The organism is Pseudomonas sp. 01L34 (genome assembly GCF_056400265.1).
The window spans coordinates 693,942-716,311 of the sequence record NZ_JBFTSX010000001.1; the positions used below are offsets into that span (position 1 = coordinate 693,942).

The window sequence follows — 22,370 nt, forward strand, 5'->3', positions numbered from 1 at the left end:
CTGCTTAAAGTGGATAGATGGAACGCCACGGCTCACCCAAGATAGTCGTCAACGCGCCACAGGGGAAGTGTCCGGTGGATGAAGGCGCCTTCCCCGGCGTAATTCAAACCAACAATGAGGTCTTTATGAATGTCCCTTTCGATCAGCTGTTCACGTGGCTGAAAGATCACAAGATTACCGAGGTCGAGTGTGTGGTCAGCGACTTGACCGGCATTGCTCGCGGCAAGATTGCACCCACCAACAAGTTCCTGCATGAGCGAGGCATGCGCCTGCCGGAAAGTGTGCTGTTGCAAACGGTAACCGGGGACTTTGTCGACGACGACATCTACTACGACCTGCTCGACCCGGCCGACATCGACATGGTCTGCAAACCTGTCGCCGACGCGGTTTACGTGGTGCCGTGGGCCATCGAACCCACCGCCATCGTGATCCACGACACCTTCGACAAGTTCGGCAACCCCATCGAACTGTCGCCGCGCAACGTGCTGAAGAAAGTGCTGCAGCTTTACACCGACAAAGGCTGGCAGCCGATTGTCGCGCCGGAAATGGAGTTCTACCTGACCCAGCGCTGCGAAGACCCGGACTTGCCACTCAAGGCGCCGCTGGGGCGTTCTGGCCGTGCGGAAAGCGGTCGACAGTCTTTTTCCATCGACGCCGCCAACGAGTTCGATCCACTGTTTGAAGACGTCTACGACTGGTGCGAACTGCAGGGCCTGGACCTCGACACGCTGATCCACGAAGACGGCCCGGCGCAGATGGAAATCAACTTCCGTCATGGCGATGCGCTGGACCTGGCGGACCAGATCACCGTGTTCAAACGCACCCTGCGCGAGGCGGCACTCAAGCACAACGTGACTGCGACTTTCATGGCCAAACCCATTGGTGACGAACCTGGCAGCGCCATGCACATCCATCAAAGCGTGGTCGACATCGCCAGCGGCCAGCCGATCTTCGCCGATGCCGACGGGCAGATGAGCGAGCTGTTCCGGCACCACATCGGCGGCCTGCAAAAGTACATCCCCAAAGTGCTGCCGATGTTCGCGCCCAACGTCAATTCGTTCCGCCGCTTCCTGCCCGACACCTCGGCACCGGTCAACGTCGAATGGGGCGAAGAAAACCGCACCGTCGGCCTGCGCGTGCCGACCTCGAGCCCCGACGCCATGCGCGTGGAAAACCGTTTGCCGGGTGCCGACGCCAACCCTTACCTGGCGATCGCCGCGAGCCTGTTGTGCGGCTACCTGGGCATGGTCGAAAAGGTCGAGCCGAGCGCCGCGGTGCAGGGTCGTGCCTACGAGCGACGCAACCTGCGCCTGCCGATCACCATCGAGGACGCACTCACGCGCATGGAAGAGTGCGAAACCATCAAGCGCTACCTGGGCAGCAAATTCGTCCGGGGGTATGTCGCGGTCAAGCGCGCCGAACACGAGAACTTCAAGCGCGTGATCAGCTCCTGGGAGCGCGAGTTCCTGCTGCTCAGCGTCTGAAAAACACACGCCCGCTCCCACAAAGCCAAATAACTCAAAGAGGTGTCGATATGCGTCTATTGAAATCCGTGGTTCCGGTCGCGCTGGCGGTATTGTTCAGCGCCGGGGCGCAGGCTCAGCCAAGCGTCAGCGTCTACAACTGGACCGATTACATCGGCGAGACCACCCTCGCCGACTTCCAGGCAAAAACCGGGATCAAGGTGATCTACGACGTATTCGATTCCAACGAAACCCTGGAAGGCAAACTGCTCGCCGGCCGCACCGGGTATGACGTGGTGGTGCCGTCCAACCACTTTCTCGCGCGGCAGGTGAAGGCCGGTGCGTTCCTCAAACTGGATCGCTCGCAGCTGCCCAACTTCAAAAACCTCGACCCAAAACTGCTGACACTGCTGGAGAAAAACGATCCGCAGAACGCGCATTCCGTGCCGTATCTGTGGGGCACCAACGGCATCGGCTACAACGTCGACAAGGTCAAGCAAGTGCTGGGCATTGATCACATCGATTCCTGGGCCGTGTTTTTCGAACCCGAGAACCTGAAGAAACTCAGCCAGTGTGGTGTGTCTATGATGGACTCGGCTGATGAAGTATTCCCGGCAGTCCTCAACTACATGGGCATGGACCCACGCAGCGAAAACCCTGAGGACTTTAAAAAAGCCGAAGCCAAACTCTTGAGCATCCGGCCTTACATCACCTACTTCCACTCCTCCAAGTACGTCTCGGACCTGGCCAACGGCGACATCTGCGTGGCCTTCGGTTACTCCGGCGACGTGTTCCAGGCGGCCAATCGCGCCAAGGAAGCGAAGAACGGCGTGAACATCGCCTACTCGATCCCCAAGGAAGGCAGCAACCTGTGGTTCGACCTGCTGGCAATTCCCGCCGACGCCAGCAACCCGAAAGAGGCCCACGCCTTCATCAATAACCTGCTGGACCCGCAAGTGATCGCCAAGGTCAGTGCCTCGGTGGGCTATGCCAATCCGAACCCGGCGGCCAAGGCCTACATGGATGCTGAGTTGGTCAATAATCCTGAGGTCTACCCACCCCAGGACGTCCTCGACAAACTCTACATTTCCACCACCCCGCCCCAGGCGATCATGCGTCTGATGACCCGTTCCTGGAGCAAAGTGAAGTCCAACCAATGAATCAGCATGACAAGCAACATGCCCGCTCCTATTACGCGGCATCGGCCAATGGCATGGCACCCTACCCTACGCTGGATTCGGACCTTGAAGCCGATGTCTGCGTGATCGGTGGCGGGTTCACCGGGGTCAACACCGCGATCGAACTGGCACAGCGCGGGCTCTCGGTGATTCTGCTGGAGGGCCGGCGGATCGGCTGGGGCGCCAGCGGTCGTAATGGCGGGCAGTTGATCCGTGGCATTGGCCATGACGTCAGTGGGTTCGCCCGTTATGTCGGCGAGGAAGGCGTGCGTTATCTGGAGCGTGCGGGCATCGAGTCCGTGGAGCTGGTGGGCAATCGCATCCGTGAACATGGCATCGATTGCGACCTGCGCTGGGGCTTCTGCGAACTGGCCAATACCCCGGCGCAGTTCGCTGCGTTCAAGGCAGAGCTGCATAGCCTCGCCGAGTTGGAGTACGCCCATGAAACCCGACTCGTCGGCCCCGAGCAGATCCGCCAGCAAGTGGTGGGCTCGGACCTTTATGCCGGCGGCCTGATCGACATGGGTTCGGGGCACTTGCATCCGCTGAATCTGGTGCTCGGCGAAGCGCGGCTGGCGCAATCTCTCGGGGTACGAATTTTCGAGCAGAGCCCGGTGCTGGAGTTGGTCCACGGCAGCACCGTGCAGGTTCGCTGCGCCGGCGGTACAGTGCGCGCCGGCAGCCTGGTGTTGGCCTGCAACGCACATCTGGAAGAACTCGAACCGCGCCTGAGCGGTAAGGTGCTGCCGGCGGGCAGTTACATCATCGCCACCGAACCGTTGGCACCCGAGGTGGCCGCTCAGCTGATCCCGCAGAACCTGGCGCTGTGCGACCAGAAAGTCGGTCTTGATTACTACCGGCTCTCGGCGGATCGACGTTTGTTATTCGGCGGTGCCTGCCATTATTCCGGGCGCGACCCGGTGGACATCGGCGCCTATATGCGGCCGAAAATGCTCAAGGTCTTCCCGCAATTGGCGGATGTGCGCATCGACTATCAATGGGGCGGCAAGATCGGCATCACCGCCAACCGCTTCCCCCAGGCCGGACGCTTGAGCCAGTACCCGAACGTGTTCTACGCCCAGGGTTATTCCGGCCATGGCCTGAACGTGACCCACTGGTGCGCCCGGTTGCTGGCCGAAGTGATACAGGTCGGCCACAGCCGGGGGCTGGACGTGTTCAGCGCCGTGCCGCATATGACCTTTCCCGGCGGACGAACCCTGCGCTCACCGCTGCTGGCGCTTGGCATGTTCTGGTACCGGTTGCGCGAATTGCTTGGCTGAGATTCGTGGTAATGGCTTTGCACATACCCTGAAGCCGAAGTGCAGTCTGCTACAAATGCCCTCTAGTGCCGCATTCGGGTTATCCCTGGAGTAGCCTTTAGATTTGCTCAATCGCAAGTCACTTCTATATTGAGGGAGTGCTCTGACTTTTCTGCCTCCCGGCGAGTGCTGCCCATGGCGACGACTGCTCCATTGATCATCTGCGAGCACTGCGACTGCGTGTATGAAAAAGTCACGCTCGCCAAACATCAAAAGGCCCTGTGTACACGTTGCGGCGGTGTGCTTGCGCGTTACAACGGTTTGTCGGTGCAACAACGCCTGGCGCTGAGTTTCACGGCGGCAGTGCTGTGGACTTTCGCTAATTTCTATCCGGTCATGAGCATCAGCCTCAAGGGCATGAGGAACAGCGCGACACTTTGGGATTCGGTGGTGGCGCTGAGCCAGGGGCCGATCACTTTCATCGCGTTGGTGGCGGCGATTTCCATCATCATCGCGCCGATGTTCCAGCTGCTCCTGTTGATCTGGGTATTGAGCTTCGCCCTTACCTCCCGACGCTCCCCAGGCTTCAAGCTGTGCATGCGCTGGCTGGAAACCCTCAGACCCTGGAGCATGCTGGAAGTCTGCTTGCTTGGGGCGATGGTCGCGGTGTTCAAACTCGCCGGGCTGCTGGATGTGCTGCCGGGTATCGGCATGTTTGCCCTGGCGCTCCTCAGCCTGTTGCTGATCCGCATCGCCGGGCGCGATGTACGTGATTTGTGGGACACCCTATGAACAGGCCACCGCTCGCCAGCGAACTCAACCTGTGCCTGTGCCACAGTTGTGGCATGGCCTGCGACATGACCGATCAACCTCACGAATGCGAACGCTGCGGCGCGCCGTTGCATGCCCGCAAACCTGACTCTCTGACCCGGACATGGGCCTACCTGCTGGCCTCACTGGTGTTTTATATCCCGGCCAATCTGCTGCCGGTCATGAACACCAGTCTGTTCGGCAACGGCTCCGACAGCACCATCATGAGCGGTGTGTTGGAGTTCTGGGCACACGGTGCATGGGACATTGCGCTGATCATTTTCATTGCCAGCATCGCGGTGCCGGGCATCAAGTTCGTTGCTCTCTCCCTGCTGCTGATCACGGTGCAACGCGGCAGCTTCTGGGCGCGCAAGGAACGTTCGAGGCTTTACCGTTTTGTCGAGCTGATCGGCTACTGGTCGATGCTCGACGTCATTGTCGTTGCGCTGGTGGCGGCATTGGTGAAATTCCAGGCCCTGGGCGATATCGAACCGCGCCCGGGCATTCTGTTCTTTGGTCTGGTGGTGGTGTTCACCATGCTGTCGGCGATGAGTTTCGACCCGCGGCTGATCTGGGATAACGAGCGGGATAGAGCGCTGCAAAACCCACAAGATGAGGAGCCCATGGATGAAGTCCCAAGCCACTGACGGTCCGCATGCCCCTGGCCAAGCCGCGATCAAGACCCGTCGCTTCAGCGTTTCGCTGGTATGGATCGTGCCGATCGTAGCGGTGTTGGTGGGGATTTCCCTGGTGGTGCACAGCTGGCTGCAGGAAGGCCCGACCATTACCGTCACGTTCAAGACAGGTAGCGGCCTGGTGGCCAACAAGACCGAGGTCAAATACCGCAATGTGGTCATCGGCCGCGTCTCGGAAGTGAAACTGAGCGGCGACCAGAAACGCGTCGACGCCACGATCCAGCTCGACAAACAGGCTGAAAGCTTTACTCGTGCAGACTCGCAATTCTGGGTTGTGCGGCCGCGCATCGGTGCCGGTGGCGTTTCGGGCATCGATACCTTGCTGTCGGGCGACTACATTGGTGCCGACATCGGCCAGGCCGATGCCCGCTCCAAACACTTCACCGGGCTGGAAAACCCGCCGCCCATTACCTATGGCGAGCCGGGCAAACGCTTTATGTTGCACACTCAGGACCTCGGTTCGCTGGACATCGGTTCCCCCGTCTACTACCGCAAGATCCCCGTCGGGCAAGTGGTGGCGTATGAACTGGATGCCGACGGCAAAGGGGTGAACATCGAAATCTTCGTACACGCACCCAACGATGCCTACGTTACCGAGAACACCCGGTTCTGGAACGCCAGCGGTATTGATGTGAATGTCGGCGCCAACGGTTTTTCGGTGAAGACCGAATCCCTGTCGGCCTTGTTGGTGGGCGGCGTCGCCTTTCGCGCGCCGGAATACAGTCCCAACGATGAAGTGGCCATCGAGGATAAAACCTTCGACCTGTTCGAGGATGAGCACACCGCCCTCGCCCCGCCCAACGGCAAGGCGCAGTTCCTGAGCTTGCGTTTCGATCAGGCGTTGCGCGGGCTCAAGGTTGATGCACCGGTGGAGTTTCTTGGTGTGGAGATCGGCCGGGTGGTGGCAGTCAATCTGGACTTCGACGCGAAAAAACGCAGCTTTCCAGTCAATGTCGGCATCGTGATCTACCCGCAACGTCTTGGTAAAGCTCACATCAAAATGCTCGAGGCCTTGAAGCATGACCCCAATGACGAATCTGCAACCGTGCGCCTGCTAGGCTCCTTCATCGAAAACGGCCTGCGAGCTCAGGCCCGTAGCGGCAATCTGTTGACCGGTCAGCTTTACATTGCGCTCGACTTCTATCCCAAGGCGGAGAAAGTCGCGTTCGATCCGGCTGCCCGCCCTATCTCTATTCCAACCATTCCCGGCAGTCTTGAGCAGTTGCAGGAAAAACTGGAAAGCATGGTCAACAAAATCAACCAACTGCCTATCGAACGCATAGCCGGGAACCTGGACAGCAATCTCGTCGAACTGCGCAAAGGCTTAGCGCAATTCAACGCCAAGACCCTGCCCGGCGTGCAAACCACCCTGTCGGACGTCAGCAAGACCTTGCAATCGGCCAGTTCGACCCTCGCCGAAGATTCGCCGCAACGGGAACAACTGAGCCAGACCCTAGACGAGCTTGGACGCATGTCGCGCTCGTTGCGTGAACTCTCGGACTACATGGGACGGCATCCGGAATCGCTGATTCGCGGCCGCCCCGACAATGCCGCGCCGATGGATCTGCAAGGGCCACCGCGCAACTGACCACAGGAGCTACCCATGGCATTTTCGCTGAAGATCACGCTGGTCACTGCGTTGTTGCTACTCGCCGCTTGCCGCAGTGAGCCGATTCAATTCCACACCCTGACCCCGGCTCAACCGAACGGTGCAAGCGGCGTCGCGGACATCCAGATCGAAAGCATCACCGTGCCGCCCCAGGTCGACCGTCCGCAGATCGTCATTCGTCAAGGCAACGCCGGCCTGGCAATCCTCGAAACCCAATGGTGGGGCGCAAGCCTGTCGGAAGAACTGCGCAGTGCCCTGGTCGATCAACTGGTCAACAGTAACCCGCAGCGCAAAGTGTCGTTGCGCCTGGACGTTCAGCGTTTTGATTCGATACCCGGCCAGTACGCATTGATCGACGTCAAATGGCGCCTGCGCAAACTCGGCGAAGGCGATGCTGCATTAATCACCTGCCGCAGCACCTTGCAGACGCCTTCCGGCACGAGTATCGATGAGTTGGTGGTGGCTCATCAGAACAATGTGAAGCGCTTGGCCGCCACCATCAGCCAGGCTACCGCTGGCACATCGAAAAGCTGCCCGGCAACTAAATAACAGTCATCAGACGCCTTCCAGTTCAATGGTGAAACAACTGCCGTTGGGCTGAAGGCTGCTGTGTTCCACTCGCCAATTCTGATGGGTGCAAATCCGTTGGACCAGTGAAAGCCCCAGTCCCAGGCCTTCTCCCCGGCGCTCGTCACCGCGAACGAACGGTTGAAACATCGTATGGCGTTTTTCTTCCGAAATGCCTATGCCACTGTCTTCGACGCTGAAACCGCGCGCCCGCAGGGTCAGGCGAATGTAGCCGTGATCGGTGTAATGCCAGGTATTGCGCAGCAAATTGCCCATGACCGATCGCAGGAACGTCAGGTTATGGCGATCCGACGAAACCTGTTCATTGTCGTAAATAAACTCGATGCCTTTTTCCCGGATCAGCGGTGCCCAGATATCCACGAGAGCATCGGCGACTTCTTTGAGCGTCGCACTTGCTGCGGTATCAGAGTCTTCCCGATCGCGAGCCAGCATCAGAAACGTATCGATCAATTGCCGCATTTCGTCGCTCGCGCGGGCAATTCGACTGACTTGAGCCACGGAGCGCCGGTCAAGCGAGGGATTGGCTAGCAGCAATTCGCAGGAACTGCCCAATACCATCAATGGCGTGCGCAGTTCGTGGCTGACATCGCTGGTAAAGAGTTTTTCCCGGTCCAGTGCCTCACGCAACCGGCCCAGGGTCTGATCGAAGGCAAGTGCCAGCGCTCCCACTTCGTCGGCCGCGTAGTCGGGATGAAGCTCAGGGGCCAGTTCCAGCAACTGCTCACGTTGACGCACCTGGTGCGCCAGACGAATGACCGGCGCCATCACACGCCTGGCCAGCATCCGGCCTAACAAAACCGCGAGCAGGATGCTCAAGACGAACCCGACGACCACCACTGAGAATAACGCCTGTTCACGCTGTTCGACGCTTCGCCGGTCTCGCAACAAAACGTATTTGCGACCGCCCACCAGGCTTACCATGGCGTAGTACTTAGAACCCGCGTAGAGCGTTTCCTGAAAACCTGGTGCAAGCGCCGCCAGTTCCTTATCCAGCGCCATCGCACCCGGACCTTCCTGGATGAAAAACAGTTCGTCTTTCTCCGGCTGATGGCTCCACCCGGCGCTGTTTTCCATCGACAGCAAGCGGTGCAGCCCTCCTACCAGGCGGGAAGCCGTGATATTTCGATCCACCACATGCACGGTCGCGACGATGCCCATCGCAAATACGCCCGCGACCAAGGTACTCATCAAGGCAAATACGATGACAATCCGTTTATTCAGACTCAGTTTGAAATCCATTCTGTTGCTTGGCTCCACTGCCGGTTCAAACCGCGCCATCTGCTGAATCAGGCCGATGCCGCAGAGCCGAGACGCGAACCAAAGATAGACCATAGACCACTGTACGTGGTGTTCAAGACAAGCGCTGCTACAACCAACTAAAAAAAAGTACTGAAATTTTTCTACGCAAATTTTTCACATCCCTTTCACTACTCCGACACCTCCCTTGAACTAGTGTCTTTCCAGGACCCTTCAAGCGTTGTTACGCTGGGTTGTATTTGAAAGTTGTTCTCTATTGCGTACCGACGGGTAAACAAAACATGGTTGATCATGTATCGCGCAAACAGCCAGCACGAATCGTTGCATCGCGGCTGGGCAAACTGGTCGCGGCAACGGCCGCTCTGGTTATCGCGGCACTCGTCATGGGGTTTGTCTGGTGGCCCAGATCGCCGATCAACCTGGTGACCGCCGGGTCCGAAGCGACCAACAGCCTGCTCGATCGCTGGCAAGCCGGTGAAGTGGTGGCACTGGTTCGCCATGCGGAACGCTGCGACCAGTCCAGCAATCCGTGCCTTGGCCCCGCCGACGGTATTACCCGAGTCGGCAGCGAAGCCGCCACAGCCGTGGGCCAAGGCTTTGTGCAGCTGGGCATGACCCAGACCGATGTGCTGAGCAGCCCAACCACCCGCACGGCGCAAACCTCGCGTTACATGTTCGGTAAAGACGCGGCGACCCAGGAATGGCTGGTCAGTTGTGGCAAAACCATGCGTAACGATGTGGTGGCGCACAAGCAAGCCCATCGAAATCTGGTGCTGGTCACGCACAGCGGTTGCATCAGCGACTTCGAAGCCCAGACCGGTTTCAAGCACGCGACGACCAGTAAGTATGGCAGTGCCTTGTTCGTGCAAATTGCCGCCGACGGGCAACCTCAGGTACTCGGCATTGTGAATGCCACTGACTGGCAGACGCTGTTGCACGGCAAAGCCTTGAAACAATAATCGCGGAAAAAAAAGTCGAAGCCGAGAAAGCCTTTTTGCTCGGGCAGACTATAACTAGTCCGTAACCATTAGATGGCTGACGCAACTTCTGTAGTCCACATCGCTATTGTGTTGCTTTATGTAAAAAGTTCCGCTAGTGCAAGCGTACACCTGGCGGAGCAACATCCTTCTGCGCCAAGGTCGAGTCATGACGTCCAATAACTTGTTGCCCCACCCCGACGGCTCTTTATTGCGTGGCACCGCGCGTGCGCTGCCCATCACCGAACGCTGGATCGTGCCCGGCTTGCTGCTGGCGTACGTGGTCTTCTACCTGCTGCCGCTAGTCACCCATGGTCTATGGATTCCCGATGAAACCCGCTATGGCCAGATCAGTCAGGAAATGCTGCTGAGCGGTAACTGGGTGTCCCCGCACTTCATGGGTATCCGCTACTTCGAGAAACCCATCGCCGGTTACTGGATGATCGCCATCGGTCAAGCGGTGTTTGGCGACAACCTGTTTGGTGTGCGTATCGCTTCGGCGCTGAGCACCGGGCTGAGCGTCTGGCTGACTTACCTGATTGCTCGCCGATTCTGGAATGATCCGAGCAAGAGCTTTATCTGCGCCTTGCTCTACATGAGCTTCGGCCTGATCGCCGGGCAAGCCGGATACGCCAACCTCGATCCGCAATTCACGCTCTGGGTCAACTTGAGCCTGGTCGCGTTGTGGTTTGCCATCGATAGCCATTCCTCCCGCGGCAAACTCGGCGCTTGGGCGCTGTTGGGTTTTGCCTGTGGCATGGGCTTCATGACCAAGGGCTTTCTCGCCTGGTTGTTGCCGGTGTTGATCGCCCTGCCCTACATGATTTGGCAGCGACGCCTGGGCGAGCTGTTGCGCTACGGACCACTGGCGGTGGTCGTGGCCGCGGTGGTCTGCCTGCCGTGGGTGCTCGCCATTCACCATCAGGAACCGGATTTCTGGCGGTTTTTCTTCTGGCACGAACACATCCGCCGTTTCGCTGGCGAAGATGCGCAACACGCGCGCCCGTGGTGGTTCTATTTGCCGCTGCTGGTCGCCTCGAGCCTGCCGTGGGCTGCCTTGTTGCCAACGACACTCGTTCAGGCCTGGCAGCAAAAGCGCCAGCCCGTAATCGGCTTTCTGTTGCTCTGGATGCTGTTGCCGCTGGCATTCTTCAGCTTCAGTAGCGGCAAACTGCCGACCTACATCATGCCGTGTCTGTTGCCTCTGGCGTTGCTGATGGGACACGCAGTGATGGAGCTATTGAATCAAGGACGAGGCCGGATCATTCGCATCAACGGCGTGATCAACGTCGTCATCGCCACCAGCGCCCTGATCGCCCTGCTTTATCTGCAAGCCACCAAGGAAGTCTACGAAAACACCGAGATGTTCACCCTGTCCCTGGCGTTCATCGTGTTGCTCGGCTGGATCATCACCAACGCCTTGCAGGTGCTGCGTCCATTGATATTCTGGGCCATGCCGGCACTCGGCATCTGGCTGCTGGTAGCGTTGTTGCCGGCAGCGATGCCGGCGCAGATCGTCAATAGCCAAATGCCTGACCAGTTCATCGCCGAGCATCTGGATGCCTTGAGTCAGACGACATCGTTGCTCAGCAACGATCTGGGCGCGGCGTCAGCCTTGTCGTGGCGCCTGAAGCGACCTCAGGTCGATCTGTTCAACACTGTCGGCGAGCTGAAATATGGCCTCGACGATCCCGCCATGGCGTCACGTAAAGTCACCCTGGACAACGTCGGGCAATGGATGACCGAGGCCCGCAAAAAAGGCGCGGTCGGCGTGGTGATGCGGGTTAACAGTGTCGCGGAGATGCAGGAAGTCGAGATGTTGCCCATCGATGGCAAGCGCTATCAGCGCGGCCACCTGGAGATTCTGATATTCCCGCAGAGCCAACCCTGACACCGTTCTTCCTACAGGAAACCCGCTATGAACCTTCGGGCTAGTGACAGGGGCGCCTTGGCGCTCCTGCTCGGCGCCTCTGCGCTGATTTTGTTGTTGGGCCTGGGCACGCGGGAGTTATGGGGGCCGGAAACCCGCTGGGCCAACATCGCGTTGCAAATGCTCCAGAGCGGTGACTATTTCGATCCCTACCTCAAGGGCGGGCCGTATTACGACAAACCGCTGCCCTCCTACTGGCTGATCACGGCCACCGCCTGGCTGACCGGCGGTTTAGGGCACTGGTCACTACGCTTGTCTTCGGTGGTTGCCGCCTGGCTGAGCGTCTGGCTGGTGTACTTGATCGGCGAGCAGCTAATGCGCAAAGGCACCGGGTTGATTGCCGGGTGGATGCTGGCGACCACCTTTTATTTCGTGTTCTGGGCACGGGTCGCCACCGCCGACATCCTCACCGTCTGCGGTGTGCTGGCGGCGGTGTGGTGGTATTGGCGCGGGCCGCAAGACACGCGTTTCAGCCGTTACCTGGTGTTTTTCCTGCTGTTGTCCCTGACCTCATTGTTCAAAGGCCTGATCGGCTTCATTCTGCCGGGCTTGCTGCTATTACCGCATGTGGTGCAGGACGGTCGCTGGAAAAGCCATCTCAATCTGCGGCTGTGCGGCGCCCTGGTCATCGCCGGGGCGTTTTACATGACGCCATTCATATTGTCGCACCTCTACGGCGCGCCGACTTATGGCGAAAGTGGCCTGGGCCTGGTGCTGCGGGAAAACGTCGTGCGGTTTTTCCAGCCCTTCGACAACATCGGACCGATCTACACCTATTTGATTTACCTCCCGGTCTACACTCTGCCATGGGCGCCTTGCTGGATGCTGGGGTTGTGGTTTGCGCTGCGCCACTGGCGCAGCGTCGAACCCAATACGCGCTGGCTGGTTTGGGGGTTGGGTCTGTTGATGCTGTTTTTCACGGCCAGCGGCAGTCGACGCAGTTACTACGTATTGCCCCTGGTGCCCTTCGCCCAGTTGCTGGGCGCCTGGTGGATCACCCGGCGAATGGCCGAACGCAACGCCACAGACAGGTTCGGTAGTCGCCGATTGAAAATCGGTTTCGGCCTGACCGCTGTGTTGTTGATGGCGATACTCGGTGTGTTCTATCCCTGGACCAACGGCGGTGGCGGCGTGGTTCAGTTCGGTGAGACGGTCAGGCTTGAGGCCAGCAAACGCGCACCGCTCAATACATGGCGCATGGTGATGATCGAGGTGGACAACAAAGTGCCGATGTACCTGCAAACCGGCGGCGCCCCCTTCTATTACGTGCAGCAAAGCCAGGACTTTCCTCGCACCGGCGATACCGCCGCGCTGATGACCTGGCTGGACAACACCAGCGGCCAGCACTGGGACCCGCAACGCACCATCGTTATCACCCAGTACCGCAACGGTGATGCAGTACCGCTGGACTACCTGAGTGCCGACCATCAGGTCATCACCACCACGCCCACCAACGGCGAGCGCATATTCCACGGCCGTGAAGACCAGAGCGTGGCGTATATTCCCCGGGCCGAATAGGTGTCAGTGCAGGCGCTTGCTGTCGATCTTCGTCGCCTGGGTTTCCAGCGCCTCAGTACACGCAGTCAGATCCGGCGACCCGGTTCTGACTTGCTTCAACGCCCGGTCCAGGGACTTGTCGATGGAGGTCCAGCCTTCAGGATCAATCGGTCGCAGTTGTTCCTCGTTTTGGTCCCAGGCACTTTCCAGGTCAGTGATCCTGGCCCTTGCACCTTTCATGTCGCCACTGCCCAGTAGCTTTTTGGTGTCGGTAATGATGGCCATCAGGTAGGACAGATCGCCCATCGACCCGGCGGGAGTGGCTGCTACGGGGATGGCGGCACTGATCTGCTTGCTATCAAACTTGGCCAGCAGAGTCTTCAAGGCTTCGGCACAGGCTTGCGGATCCGGGTTGCCGGAGCGCAGTTGGGACAGTGCACGGTCAATCGATTTATCGACCGAAGTCCAGTCAGCCGGCGACTTCGGCTGCAAGGTTTCTTCGGCTTGATCCCACGCTGTTTCCAGATCGGTGATGCGAGCCTTGGCTGCTTTCAGGTCGCCGGCGTCCACTAAACGGGCAGTGTCTACGGTAATCGTCCGGAAACTCGACAAATCGCCAAGGGAACCGGTCACCGTCGAGGCGCTCACCGTCGGTTTACCGGCCGTTGCCTGAGCCGGCACCCAGAACCACCCACCGACGCCGACCGTGCAGACGAACAGCAGTGCCCCCAGGAACAGCGTGGACGCCAGATGCGGGACACGCTTGGGGCTGAGTTTCAATGTTGAACCAACCTTCGCCACCCGAAAGCTTCGCCGGGAAAGCGTCAGCCAGATAGCGCTGGACATGAAAATCGACGACACCGCGCCGGATATCAGACCCAGCACCAGAGCCAGCGAGAACATCTGCAACGGTTCGCAGGCAAACAGATACAGGCAGGTCGACGCCATCACCACTGTCAGCACGGTGTACAGCGAACGCCTCAGGGTCTGGCTGATGCTCAGGTTGATCAGGCTCCACAAGGCCAGCGCATCCACCGGCGGGGACTTTTTCACGTTTTCGACAATGCGTCCGAAGATCACGATCTTGTCGTTCAGTGAATAGCCGATGATCGTCAGCAATGCAGCGATGTAAGTGACGTCGATCTCGAACTTGAACAGCGAGAAGATCGCCGAAACGATGAGGATGTCCTGAACGATCGGCAGCAAGGTTGCCAAGGCGATGGCCCAGGAGAAACGCAGGCCGATATAGATTGCGATGCTGGCGAATGCCGCAATCACCGCATAAATGGCCCGAGTGGCAAAATCCCGTGCAACGCCCGGGTCTGCGGTGTTTTCCTCGTACTCTACGGTCTGATACTTACCCTTGAACGCAGTAATGATCTGCTTCAGATCAGCGGGCTTGAGCACTTCATCGAAGCGTACGGCGATGTGCTGATTCTGTGCACCGCCCACGGCCACGGTGGCCGGGATGGTGCCCGCCCCGGTCATGATTTGCGTGGCGGTTTCCTGAGTGATCGCACGGTCGACGTCGATGTCCAGCGCAGTGCCAGCGGTAAAATCAATGTCCAGGTTCAGGCCGTGAGCGCGGTAATACAGCGAGCCGGAAACGATGGTCAGCAACGAGACCACAATCGCCGTTTTACCCAGGCCCAAGAAGTTGAAACGGCGAGCCTTGGTGGCGCGCGGCTTGCTCTTTCCGATCAACCAACGCTGGCTGACCCACTGGGTATCGACCAGCCACAGCATCAGCTGGCGAATCAGCAAGAAGTTAGTGGCGACACTGATCACGATGCTCACCAGCATGGTCAGCGCAAATCCTTGAATCGGCCCGATGCCGGCCGCGAACAAGGCAATCATCGCCAGCGCGGTCACCAGGTTTGCATCACGTATCGTCGGCAGCGAGCCTTTGAAACCGTTATCCACGGCTTCGCGCAGAGACCGGCCAAGGTCGATTTCCTCGCGAATACGTTCCAGGCAAATGATGCTCGCATCCGCCGCCATGCCAATGCCCAGCACAAACGCGACCACCGCCGACAGCGACAAGGTGGCACCCGAGGCGGTGAATACAATCAGCAATAGCCACAGGTAGACCAGCGTACAAAACGCGGCGATCAAACCGGCAGTGCGGTACAGCCCCACCAGCAACAGGAAAATACAGGCGATGCCGATCAAACCTGCCTGAACGGTTTCCGCCAGCGCGGTTTTGCCGAGTACGCTGCCGACGGTCTGGGTGTATTTCTCGGTCAGCTGCGTGGGCAACCCCTGCGAACTTCCGAGCAGCGAGCGTGATTCTTCGGCGGACGTCAGGCCTGCCAGTTTCACCCGAATATGGTTGGCGCCCTCGACCCGGATGTCCGGTTCGGTAATACCAATGCTGTCGGCGCGTTTACTCAGGATCGCGACCGTCTGCAACAAGTCATCCTTGGCGAGCCGGGTTTTGCCCGGTGCCGGGTTCACAACGTAATAAATCTCGTAACCACCGCGAAACTCCAGCCCGAAGCGCACATGAGTGGCCAGGCTGGAAAATGTCGCAGCCACCAGACAGGCCAGCAGCCCCGTCAGGAGGATGAATGACAGGCGTCGACTGGAAAGGCTCATGGAAGAAATCCAGAAAAGGGACTGAAAAGCGAATCGAAGCCGAAGGGCTCGCTCACCACTGGCGGGCAGTCTAAAGAAGCGAAAATGAACCGCTTGTTAACGAAGTCACATGGCTGTGCGACGGCTTGCCAGTGCGTGCCGGACATGCAATGAATGCACGCCTGCAATGCCTGATCAGGAAGCGAGCGATGAAGGTTCTGGTGGCCGAAGACAATGCCCTGCTGGGTAACAGCATCAAGCGCGGGCTTGAGGAAGAAGGCTGGGTGGTGGATCTGGCCAGGGACGGCAAAGAGGCCTTGTACTATGCCGATGCCAGTGAATACGACGTGTTGGTGCTGGACTGGATGCTGCCGCAGATATCGGGTCTGGAAGTACTCAGCGTGGTGCGCGGCAAGGGCAACGACGTGCCGGTGATCATGGTCACGGCCAGAAGCGAAGTAGTGGATCGGGTGCAGGGCCTGGATCGCGGCGCCGACGATTATCTGAGCAAACCTTTCGAAATGATCGAGTTGGTGTCGCGGCTCAATGCCCTCTATCGGCGCTCGATCGCCCGTGGCTCGAAATCGCTGACACTGGGTAATCTGAACATCGAACTCGACACCTTGCGGGTCAGCATCGGCGGCCGTCCGCTGGATCTCACGGGCATGGAATACAATCTACTGGTGGCGCTGGCCGGCAAGGCGAATCAGTTGCAGACCCGCACGGTATTGCTGGGGTTGCTCTACCCTTTCGACAGCGAGCCGGACAGCAACAGCCTGGACGTGCTGCTCAATCGCCTGCGACGCAAGTTGGCTGGGGCCGACGTCGAGATTGAAACCGTTCGCGGCAAAGGGTTGATCCTTCGTGTGGCGTAACCTGGCACTGAACATCAAAATCGCGCTCACGCTGTTCGTGGTTCAGGCGTGTGTGTTGCTCGTCGGCTATGTGTGGCTGAGTCATTGGGTGCAAACCACCCGGCTCGATGAACTGCGGCACCATCTCGATACCCAGTCGGACGTCATCGAGTCGCTGATCAGCGTCGAAAACGCGCAGTTGGTCTATCAGCGCCAGGGTGAATTCGCCTCGGAACTGGATCACGATCACGACCTGTTTTTTGACTTGTCATCGATATCGGGTGAGATGCTGCAAGAATCCTGGGGACCAACGCCGTCAATGCGCAAAGCGCTTCGCGAGGCCATGAGTCAGGTTCGCGCGGGCGACGAAGAGACGTTCCTGTTCGATGTCGGTCACGAGAAATGGATCGCACAGATGGGCGACCTTGAGCGCGCCAGCCCCGAAGGCCCGCTGAAAGCCAGGCTGCTGGTGGCCACCAACGCGCAACCGGTGCTCAATGCGGTCAACGCCTTCAAACGGGTGGTGGCGCTGGCCGCGATAGGGATATTGCTGTTGACGACGCTTGGCAGTTTTATCGTGGTGTCGCTCTCCACCCGCAACCTTCGCCATTTCGCTCGACAACTGCGCACCTTGAAGCCGCCGGAATTCACCCGCCGGGTGGTGTTCGAGGCGCACTCGGCGGAAGAAAAACTGCTGTTCGACAGCTACGCGCAAATGGAAGCGGCGGTTCAGGAGGTGCTGGAACATCAACGGCTGTTTATCGCCAACGCCTCCCATGAACTGAAGACGCCGATTGCTGCCGTGACCTCTGCGCTGGAGGTCATTCTGGCGCGGCCACGGCACGCCGAAGATTACGCCCAGACCTGTCGTGATGTGCTGGCCGAAATGCAGGTGCTCAAGCGCCTGTCTCTCGGCCTGTTGGACCTTGCGCAACTGGAGGGCACCGCCGAGATTGCCGGGCAGGCAAGTGGGTTGAATGACAATGCGCTCAATGCTGTCGAGCGTTGGCGCAAGGCTGCCGAACTCAAAGGTCTCAGTCTCTCCCTGCATCTGCTGGAGGATTATCAGGCCCAAGTCGCCGGAGGACCGGAACAGTGGGAAGTGGTGTTTGGCAACCTGCTGGACAACGCCATCAAGTACACCCCGGCCGGCGGCGCCGTCGACGTCACGCTGGACGAACATCCGGGCAGCGGTTTGATCATCAGGATCACCGATAACGGTGCAGGCATGTCCGCGCAAGAAGTCCGGCAATTGGGGCAAGTGTTTTTCCGTGCCGACGCCGCACGGTCGCAATCATCGTCGTTCGGGCTTGGCTTTGCCCACTGCAAGCGGATTGTCGAAAGACTGGGTGGACATCTGACGGTTCAAAGTACGCCGCAGACAGGAACACGCGTGACCATTGCCATGATGCGTTATAAGCCTTGAGCCCCACGTCACCTCAGACCAGGCCAAAGTTCAGCCAAGGGGCCCAAAGCCACACTCCGATCGAAGATATCGTTTGAAAGTTGCCCACCACCGTGTCGGCTCAAGTTTTCCGTCGACCGTGAAATGACATCTATTTACGATTTTTTTGACGTTTTTTTCTCATTTGGCGCTCTACATTCGCGGCGACTCAAACATGCAAATGATTCGCATTGTTCCCATAATGAATCTGCGCGTGTTGACTAAAAAAACAGGAGCCGTCGACAGAATGATTTCCCGTATCCCCTCGTTCCTTAAAAACGCATTGCTGACCACTGCTTTCCTCAGCGCCGGTCACGTGTATGCCGCTGCGCAGACGGAGGGTATCGTGGTCTACAACGCTCAACACGAAAGCCTGACCAAATCCTGGGTCGAAGGTTTCACCAAGGAAACCGGCATCAAAGTGACCGTGCGCAATGGCGACGACACCGAGATGGGCAATCAGCTTGTGCAGGAAGGTGCAGCCTCCCCGGCCGACGTGTTCCTGACCGAAAACTCCCCGGCGATGGTGCTGGTCGACAACGCGGGGCTGTTTGCACCGGTTGCGCCGAGCACGCTGGAACAAGTGGGCGCGGCCTATCGTCCGGCGCATGGCAAATGGGTAGGGATTGCCGCACGCTCCACGGTGTTCGTCTACAACCCGAGCAAGCTGGCTGAAGCAGACTTGCCAAAATCGCTGATGGACCTCGCAGCACCGAACTGGAAAGGCCGCTGGGCCGCTTCGCCGGCCGGTGCCGACTTCCAGGCCATCGTCGCAGCGGTACTGGAACTCAAGGGTGAAGCCGCCACCCTCGACTGGCTGAAAGCCATGAAAACCAACTTCACCGCCTACCGGGGCAACAGCGCCGTGCTCAAGGCAGTCAATGCCGGTCAGATCGACAGCGGCGTGATCTATCACTATTACAGCTTCGTCGATCAGTCCAAGACCGGCGAGAACAGCAAGAACACCTCGCTGAGCTACTTCAAACACAAGGATCCAGGTGCCTTTGTCAGCCTGTCCGGCGGTGGCGTCCTGGCCTCCAGTCAACACAAGGAACAGGCTCAGGCATTCCTGAAATGGATTACCGGCAAAGACGGCCAGGCGATCCTCAAGAACGGCAACTCGTTTGAATACGCCGTGGGCAAGAATGCAGAGTCCAATCCAAAACTGGTGCCGCTGCAGCAACTCGACGCTCCGACTGTCGACGTCTCGAAACTCGACAGCAAAAAGGCGGTTGAGCTGATGACCCAGGCCGGGTTGCTCTAATTGTTGCCTGAAACGCTACCGGCAGAGGTCGCTGCGGCGTCCTCTGTAAACTTGCGCGCACGCTCTCGCGGCGTCTTCTCGGGCCGCGGCGGCGCCTGGGTGATTAGCCTGTCGGTGCTGATGTCGTTGCTGGCGTTGCTGCCGATTGCTTTCGTGATCGGCGTATCGGTGCAGACTGGCTGGGCGACGCTGGTGACGCTGGTATGGCGCCCACGCGTCGGCGAGTTGCTGATCAACACCGTGCTGCTGGTGGTGCTCACCATTCCCTTGTGCATCGCACTGGGTCTGGCGCTGGCCTGGTTGACGGAACGCACCAACTTGCCGGGGCGGCGCTGGTGGTCGCTGTTGGCGACGGCGCCGCTGGCGGTGCCGGCATTCGTGCACAGCTATGCGTGGGTCAGTCTGGTGCCACCGATTCATGGCCTGTTTGCCGGCGTTCTGGTGTCGGTCATCGCCTATTTCCCGTTTCTTTACCTGCCGATAGCAGCGACTTTGCGCCGGCTCGATCCGGCTATCGAAGATGTCTCCGAGTCGTTGGGGCTCAAGCCCTGGGCAGTGTTCTTTCGCGTGGTGCTGCCGCAGTTGCGCCTGGCCATCTGCGGCGGTGCCTTGCTGGTGGGGCTGCACCTGCTGGCCGAGTACGGTCTGTACGCGATGATTCGCTTCGACACCTTCACCACGGCCATCTTCGATCAGTTCAAGTCCACCTTCAACGGGCCTGCCGCCAATATGCTGGCCGGCGTCCTCGCGCTCTGCTGCCTGGCCATGCTGACGGCCGAGTCGGCTGCTCGCGGCACGGCGCGCTACGCCCGGGTCGGGTCGGGAAGCGCGCGCGAACAAAGGATTGTGCGCTTGAAGTTGCGCACCACCCTGCTCGCGCTGACGCTGCAAGGCATGACCTGTGTGCTGGCACTCGGTGTGCCGTTGATCACCCTTGGCAAGTGGCTGATCGACGGTGGCGCGCAAGTCTGGAACCTGAGCGAACTGCTGCCGGCGCTGGAGCAGACGCTGATGCTCGGGGCCGCCGGCGCGCTCATTACCACATGCGCGGCCATCCCGATCGCCTGGCTGTCGATTCGCTCACCGGGCCCGTTGCAACGTGTGCTGGAAAGCTGCAACTACATTACCAGCGCGTTGCCGGGGATTGTCGTTGCGCTGGCGCTGGTAACGCTGACGATTCATTTTGCCCGGCCGATTTACCAGACCACCATCACGGTGCTGCTGGCGTATTTACTGATGTTTTTGCCCCGCGCCCTGGTGAGTTTGCGCGCGGGCATCGCCCAGGCGCCGGTGGAACTGGAGAACATGGCGCGCAGCCTCGGCCGTTCGCCTGGTCGGGCGTTGTGGCTGATCACTCTGCGCCTGGCCGCACCCGGTGCTGCCGCCGGCGCTGCGCTGGTGTTTCTGGCGGTCAGCAATGAGTTGACCGCCACCCTGCTGCTCGCCCCCAATGGCACGCGCACCCTGGCTACCGGTTTCTGGGCAATGACCAGTGAAATCGACTATGCCGCCGCGGCGCCCTATGCCTTGCTCATGATTCTGCTGTCGCTTCCGTTAACCGGACTTCTTTACCATCAATCCAAACGCACGGCTGGCCGATGAACGCTCTTGAACTCCACTCGATCTGCAAGTCCTACGGTTCTCACCGAGCCCTGGAGAACATCAGCCTGTCGGTGCCGACGGGAAGCCGTACGGTGATCGTCGGCCCGTCCGGTTCGGGCAAGACCACCTTGCTGCGAATGATCGCCGGTTTCGAGTTCCCGGACTCGGGCAGCCTTGCGCTCAATGGTCAAATGCTGGTCGACGGCACCCGCGAGGTCCCCGCGCATCAACGCTTGATCGGCTATGTTCCGCAGGATGGTGCGCTGTTCCCGCACATGACCGTAGCCGCCAACATCGGTTTCGGGCTGGCGGCCAAGGGCGTTGCCAAACAGGAACGTGTCGCCGAGTTGATGGACAGCGTGGCACTGGACTCGAGTATGGCCAATCGTTGGCCGCATGAACTCTCCGGCGGCCAGCAACAGCGTGTCGCGCTGGCCCGGGCCCTGGCGCAACAACCACGGCTGATGTTGCTGGACGAGCCGTTTTCGGCACTCGATACCGGTTTGCGCGCCGCCATGCGCAAATTGGTCGCAAGGCTTCTGGCTGACGCCGGTGTCACGACCATTCTGGTGACTCACGATCAAAGTGAAGCGTTGTCATTCGCCGATCAGTTGGCGGTGATGCGTCAGGGCCGGCTAGTGCAATCCGGACATCCGCTGGACCTTTACCGCTATCCCGCCGATGAACAAACCGCCCTGTTTCTCGGGGATGCCGTGGTCATGCCGGCCAGAATCGAAGCGGGTTGGGCTCATTGCGATCTGGGTCGCATACCGGTCAACAACCACAGAAACAACCGATCAGCGCAAATCATGCTGCGCCCCGAGCAACTTCAGCTGATCAGCGCGCCCCACGGCCTGGAGCAACAGGACGGCTGTCGCGGCGTGGTCACCGAATGCGACTTCGGCGGTAATACCTGCACATTGACCGTGGAATTGCAGACGTTGAACGCTGATGACCGTCCGGGGCGTTCATTGCTGGTGCGCAGTTCCGGCATGCATGCGCCACCCGCTGGGAGCGAGGTTCATGTGTCGACCATCGGCCATGCTCATGTACTGAGCGAACCTTAAGCTTTTGAATCGGTAACGGGCGAGAAACGAAATCGCCCCCGAATATAACAATTCAAAAAAACAACTAAGCAATGCAGCGCAAGTCCATCAAGGCAGACACTTCTGTACGCCTTTCCCTACAAAAAATGCGATGAGCCGGTAGAAGCCTGAACAGTGCCTGTATGGGCTTGAAATAAAACGAATCACCTACCGGTTTTTCATGTTCCTTTCACAAAATCGCGCTTACCCTCAACGGATCACAGATGGCGTCTTGATAGCGTCCAACCCGTCGGGCATGACAAGCAAAGTCAACCGATGTA

17 protein-coding genes are annotated in these 22,370 nt (G+C 59.2%); 15 read left to right on the forward strand and 2 right to left on the reverse strand.

All coding sequences use genetic code 11. The annotated features are described in order from the left end of the window. Nucleotides 1-125 precede the first annotated feature (125 nt). From AC1DQM_RS03020 to AC1DQM_RS03050, 7 genes are all read left to right on the forward strand, one after another. Complete coding sequence (locus tag AC1DQM_RS03020) at nt 126-1,484, forward strand: glutamine synthetase family protein (protein WP_018925852.1); 1,359 nt, start codon at nt 126-128, stop codon at nt 1,482-1,484. Between the two features lie 50 nt (nt 1,485-1,534). Beyond that, entirely contained in the window at nt 1,535-2,623 is a 1,089-nt protein-coding gene (locus tag AC1DQM_RS03025) for a polyamine ABC transporter substrate-binding protein (protein ID WP_019578877.1), read from the forward strand. Beyond that, nucleotides 2,620-3,921: an NAD(P)/FAD-dependent oxidoreductase gene (locus AC1DQM_RS03030; RefSeq protein WP_138867525.1), complete on the forward strand. Its 1,302-nt coding sequence runs from the start codon at nt 2,620-2,622 to the stop codon at nt 3,919-3,921. The genes AC1DQM_RS03025 and AC1DQM_RS03030 overlap by 4 nt, the downstream gene beginning before the upstream one ends. A gap of 174 nt (nt 3,922-4,095) precedes the next feature. Continuing rightward, nucleotides 4,096-4,692, forward strand: a complete 597-nt coding sequence (locus AC1DQM_RS03035) for a paraquat-inducible protein A (protein ID WP_138867524.1) — start codon at nt 4,096-4,098, stop codon at nt 4,690-4,692. Then, nucleotides 4,689-5,357 carry a paraquat-inducible protein A gene (locus AC1DQM_RS03040; RefSeq protein WP_086944304.1) on the forward strand — a complete coding sequence of 223 codons (669 nt, stop codon included), beginning with the start codon at nt 4,689-4,691 and terminating at the stop codon, nt 5,355-5,357. The genes AC1DQM_RS03035 and AC1DQM_RS03040 overlap by 4 nt, the downstream gene beginning before the upstream one ends. Further along, nucleotides 5,338-6,993 (forward strand): PqiB family protein, encoded by a 1,656-nt coding sequence (locus AC1DQM_RS03045; protein WP_138867523.1) that lies wholly within the window; start codon nt 5,338-5,340, stop codon nt 6,991-6,993. The genes AC1DQM_RS03040 and AC1DQM_RS03045 overlap by 20 nt, the downstream gene beginning before the upstream one ends. A gap of 15 nt (nt 6,994-7,008) precedes the next feature. Next, nucleotides 7,009-7,563 (forward strand): PqiC family protein, encoded by a 555-nt coding sequence (locus tag AC1DQM_RS03050; RefSeq protein ID WP_138867522.1) that lies wholly within the window; start codon nt 7,009-7,011, stop codon nt 7,561-7,563. 6 nt (nt 7,564-7,569) lie between these two features. On the opposite strand, the gene AC1DQM_RS03055 is transcribed toward AC1DQM_RS03050, so the two are convergent. Further along, entirely contained in the window at nt 7,570-8,841 is a 1,272-nt protein-coding gene (locus AC1DQM_RS03055) for a sensor histidine kinase (protein ID WP_477745874.1), read from the reverse strand. 299 nt (nt 8,842-9,140) lie between these two features. On the opposite strand from AC1DQM_RS03055, the gene pmrG reads away from it, so the two are divergent. The 3 genes from pmrG to AC1DQM_RS03070 all read left to right on the forward strand — a co-directional run bounded on the left by pmrG (nt 9,141) and on the right by AC1DQM_RS03070 (nt 13,284). Then, nucleotides 9,141-9,818 (forward strand): lipopolysaccharide core heptose(II)-phosphate phosphatase PmrG, encoded by a 678-nt coding sequence (gene pmrG / locus AC1DQM_RS03060; protein ID WP_111453315.1) that lies wholly within the window; start codon nt 9,141-9,143, stop codon nt 9,816-9,818. 187 nt (nt 9,819-10,005) lie between these two features. Beyond that, a complete protein-coding gene (gene arnT / locus AC1DQM_RS03065; protein ID WP_064617811.1) occupies nt 10,006-11,727 on the forward strand; it encodes a lipid IV(A) 4-amino-4-deoxy-L-arabinosyltransferase in 1,722 nt (573 codons plus the stop codon). Nucleotides 11,728-11,754: 27 nt separating this feature from the next. Next, nucleotides 11,755-13,284, forward strand: coding sequence for an ArnT family glycosyltransferase (locus tag AC1DQM_RS03070; RefSeq protein WP_018925842.1), 1,530 nt, complete (start codon nt 11,755-11,757; stop codon nt 13,282-13,284). A 3-nt stretch (nt 13,285-13,287) separates the two neighbouring features. On the opposite strand, the gene secF is transcribed toward AC1DQM_RS03070, so the two are convergent. Further along, entirely contained in the window at nt 13,288-15,861 is a 2,574-nt protein-coding gene (secF, locus tag AC1DQM_RS03075) for a protein translocase subunit SecF (protein WP_138867520.1), read from the reverse strand. Nucleotides 15,862-16,049: 188 nt separating this feature from the next. On the opposite strand from secF, the gene AC1DQM_RS03080 reads away from it, so the two are divergent. The 5 genes from AC1DQM_RS03080 to AC1DQM_RS03100 all read left to right on the forward strand — a co-directional run bounded on the left by AC1DQM_RS03080 (nt 16,050) and on the right by AC1DQM_RS03100 (nt 22,071). After that, nucleotides 16,050-16,715 (forward strand): response regulator transcription factor, encoded by a 666-nt coding sequence (locus AC1DQM_RS03080; RefSeq protein WP_018925840.1) that lies wholly within the window; start codon nt 16,050-16,052, stop codon nt 16,713-16,715. Then, nucleotides 16,705-18,120 carry a sensor histidine kinase gene (locus AC1DQM_RS03085; protein ID WP_064617805.1) on the forward strand — a complete coding sequence of 472 codons (1,416 nt, stop codon included), beginning with the start codon at nt 16,705-16,707 and terminating at the stop codon, nt 18,118-18,120. The genes AC1DQM_RS03080 and AC1DQM_RS03085 overlap by 11 nt, the downstream gene beginning before the upstream one ends. A 265-nt stretch (nt 18,121-18,385) precedes the next feature. Continuing rightward, complete coding sequence (locus AC1DQM_RS03090; RefSeq protein WP_064617803.1) at nt 18,386-19,402, forward strand: iron ABC transporter substrate-binding protein; 1,017 nt, start codon at nt 18,386-18,388, stop codon at nt 19,400-19,402. 3 nt (nt 19,403-19,405) lie between these two features. After that, nucleotides 19,406-21,004, forward strand: a complete 1,599-nt coding sequence (locus AC1DQM_RS03095) for an ABC transporter permease (RefSeq protein WP_111453405.1) — start codon at nt 19,406-19,408, stop codon at nt 21,002-21,004. Then, on the forward strand, nt 21,001-22,071 hold the full coding sequence (locus AC1DQM_RS03100; RefSeq protein ID WP_018925836.1) for an ABC transporter ATP-binding protein: 1,071 nt from the start codon (nt 21,001-21,003) through the stop codon (nt 22,069-22,071). Before AC1DQM_RS03095 ends, AC1DQM_RS03100 begins: the two co-directional genes overlap by 4 nt. The last annotated feature ends 299 nt before the right edge of the window (nt 22,072-22,370 follow it).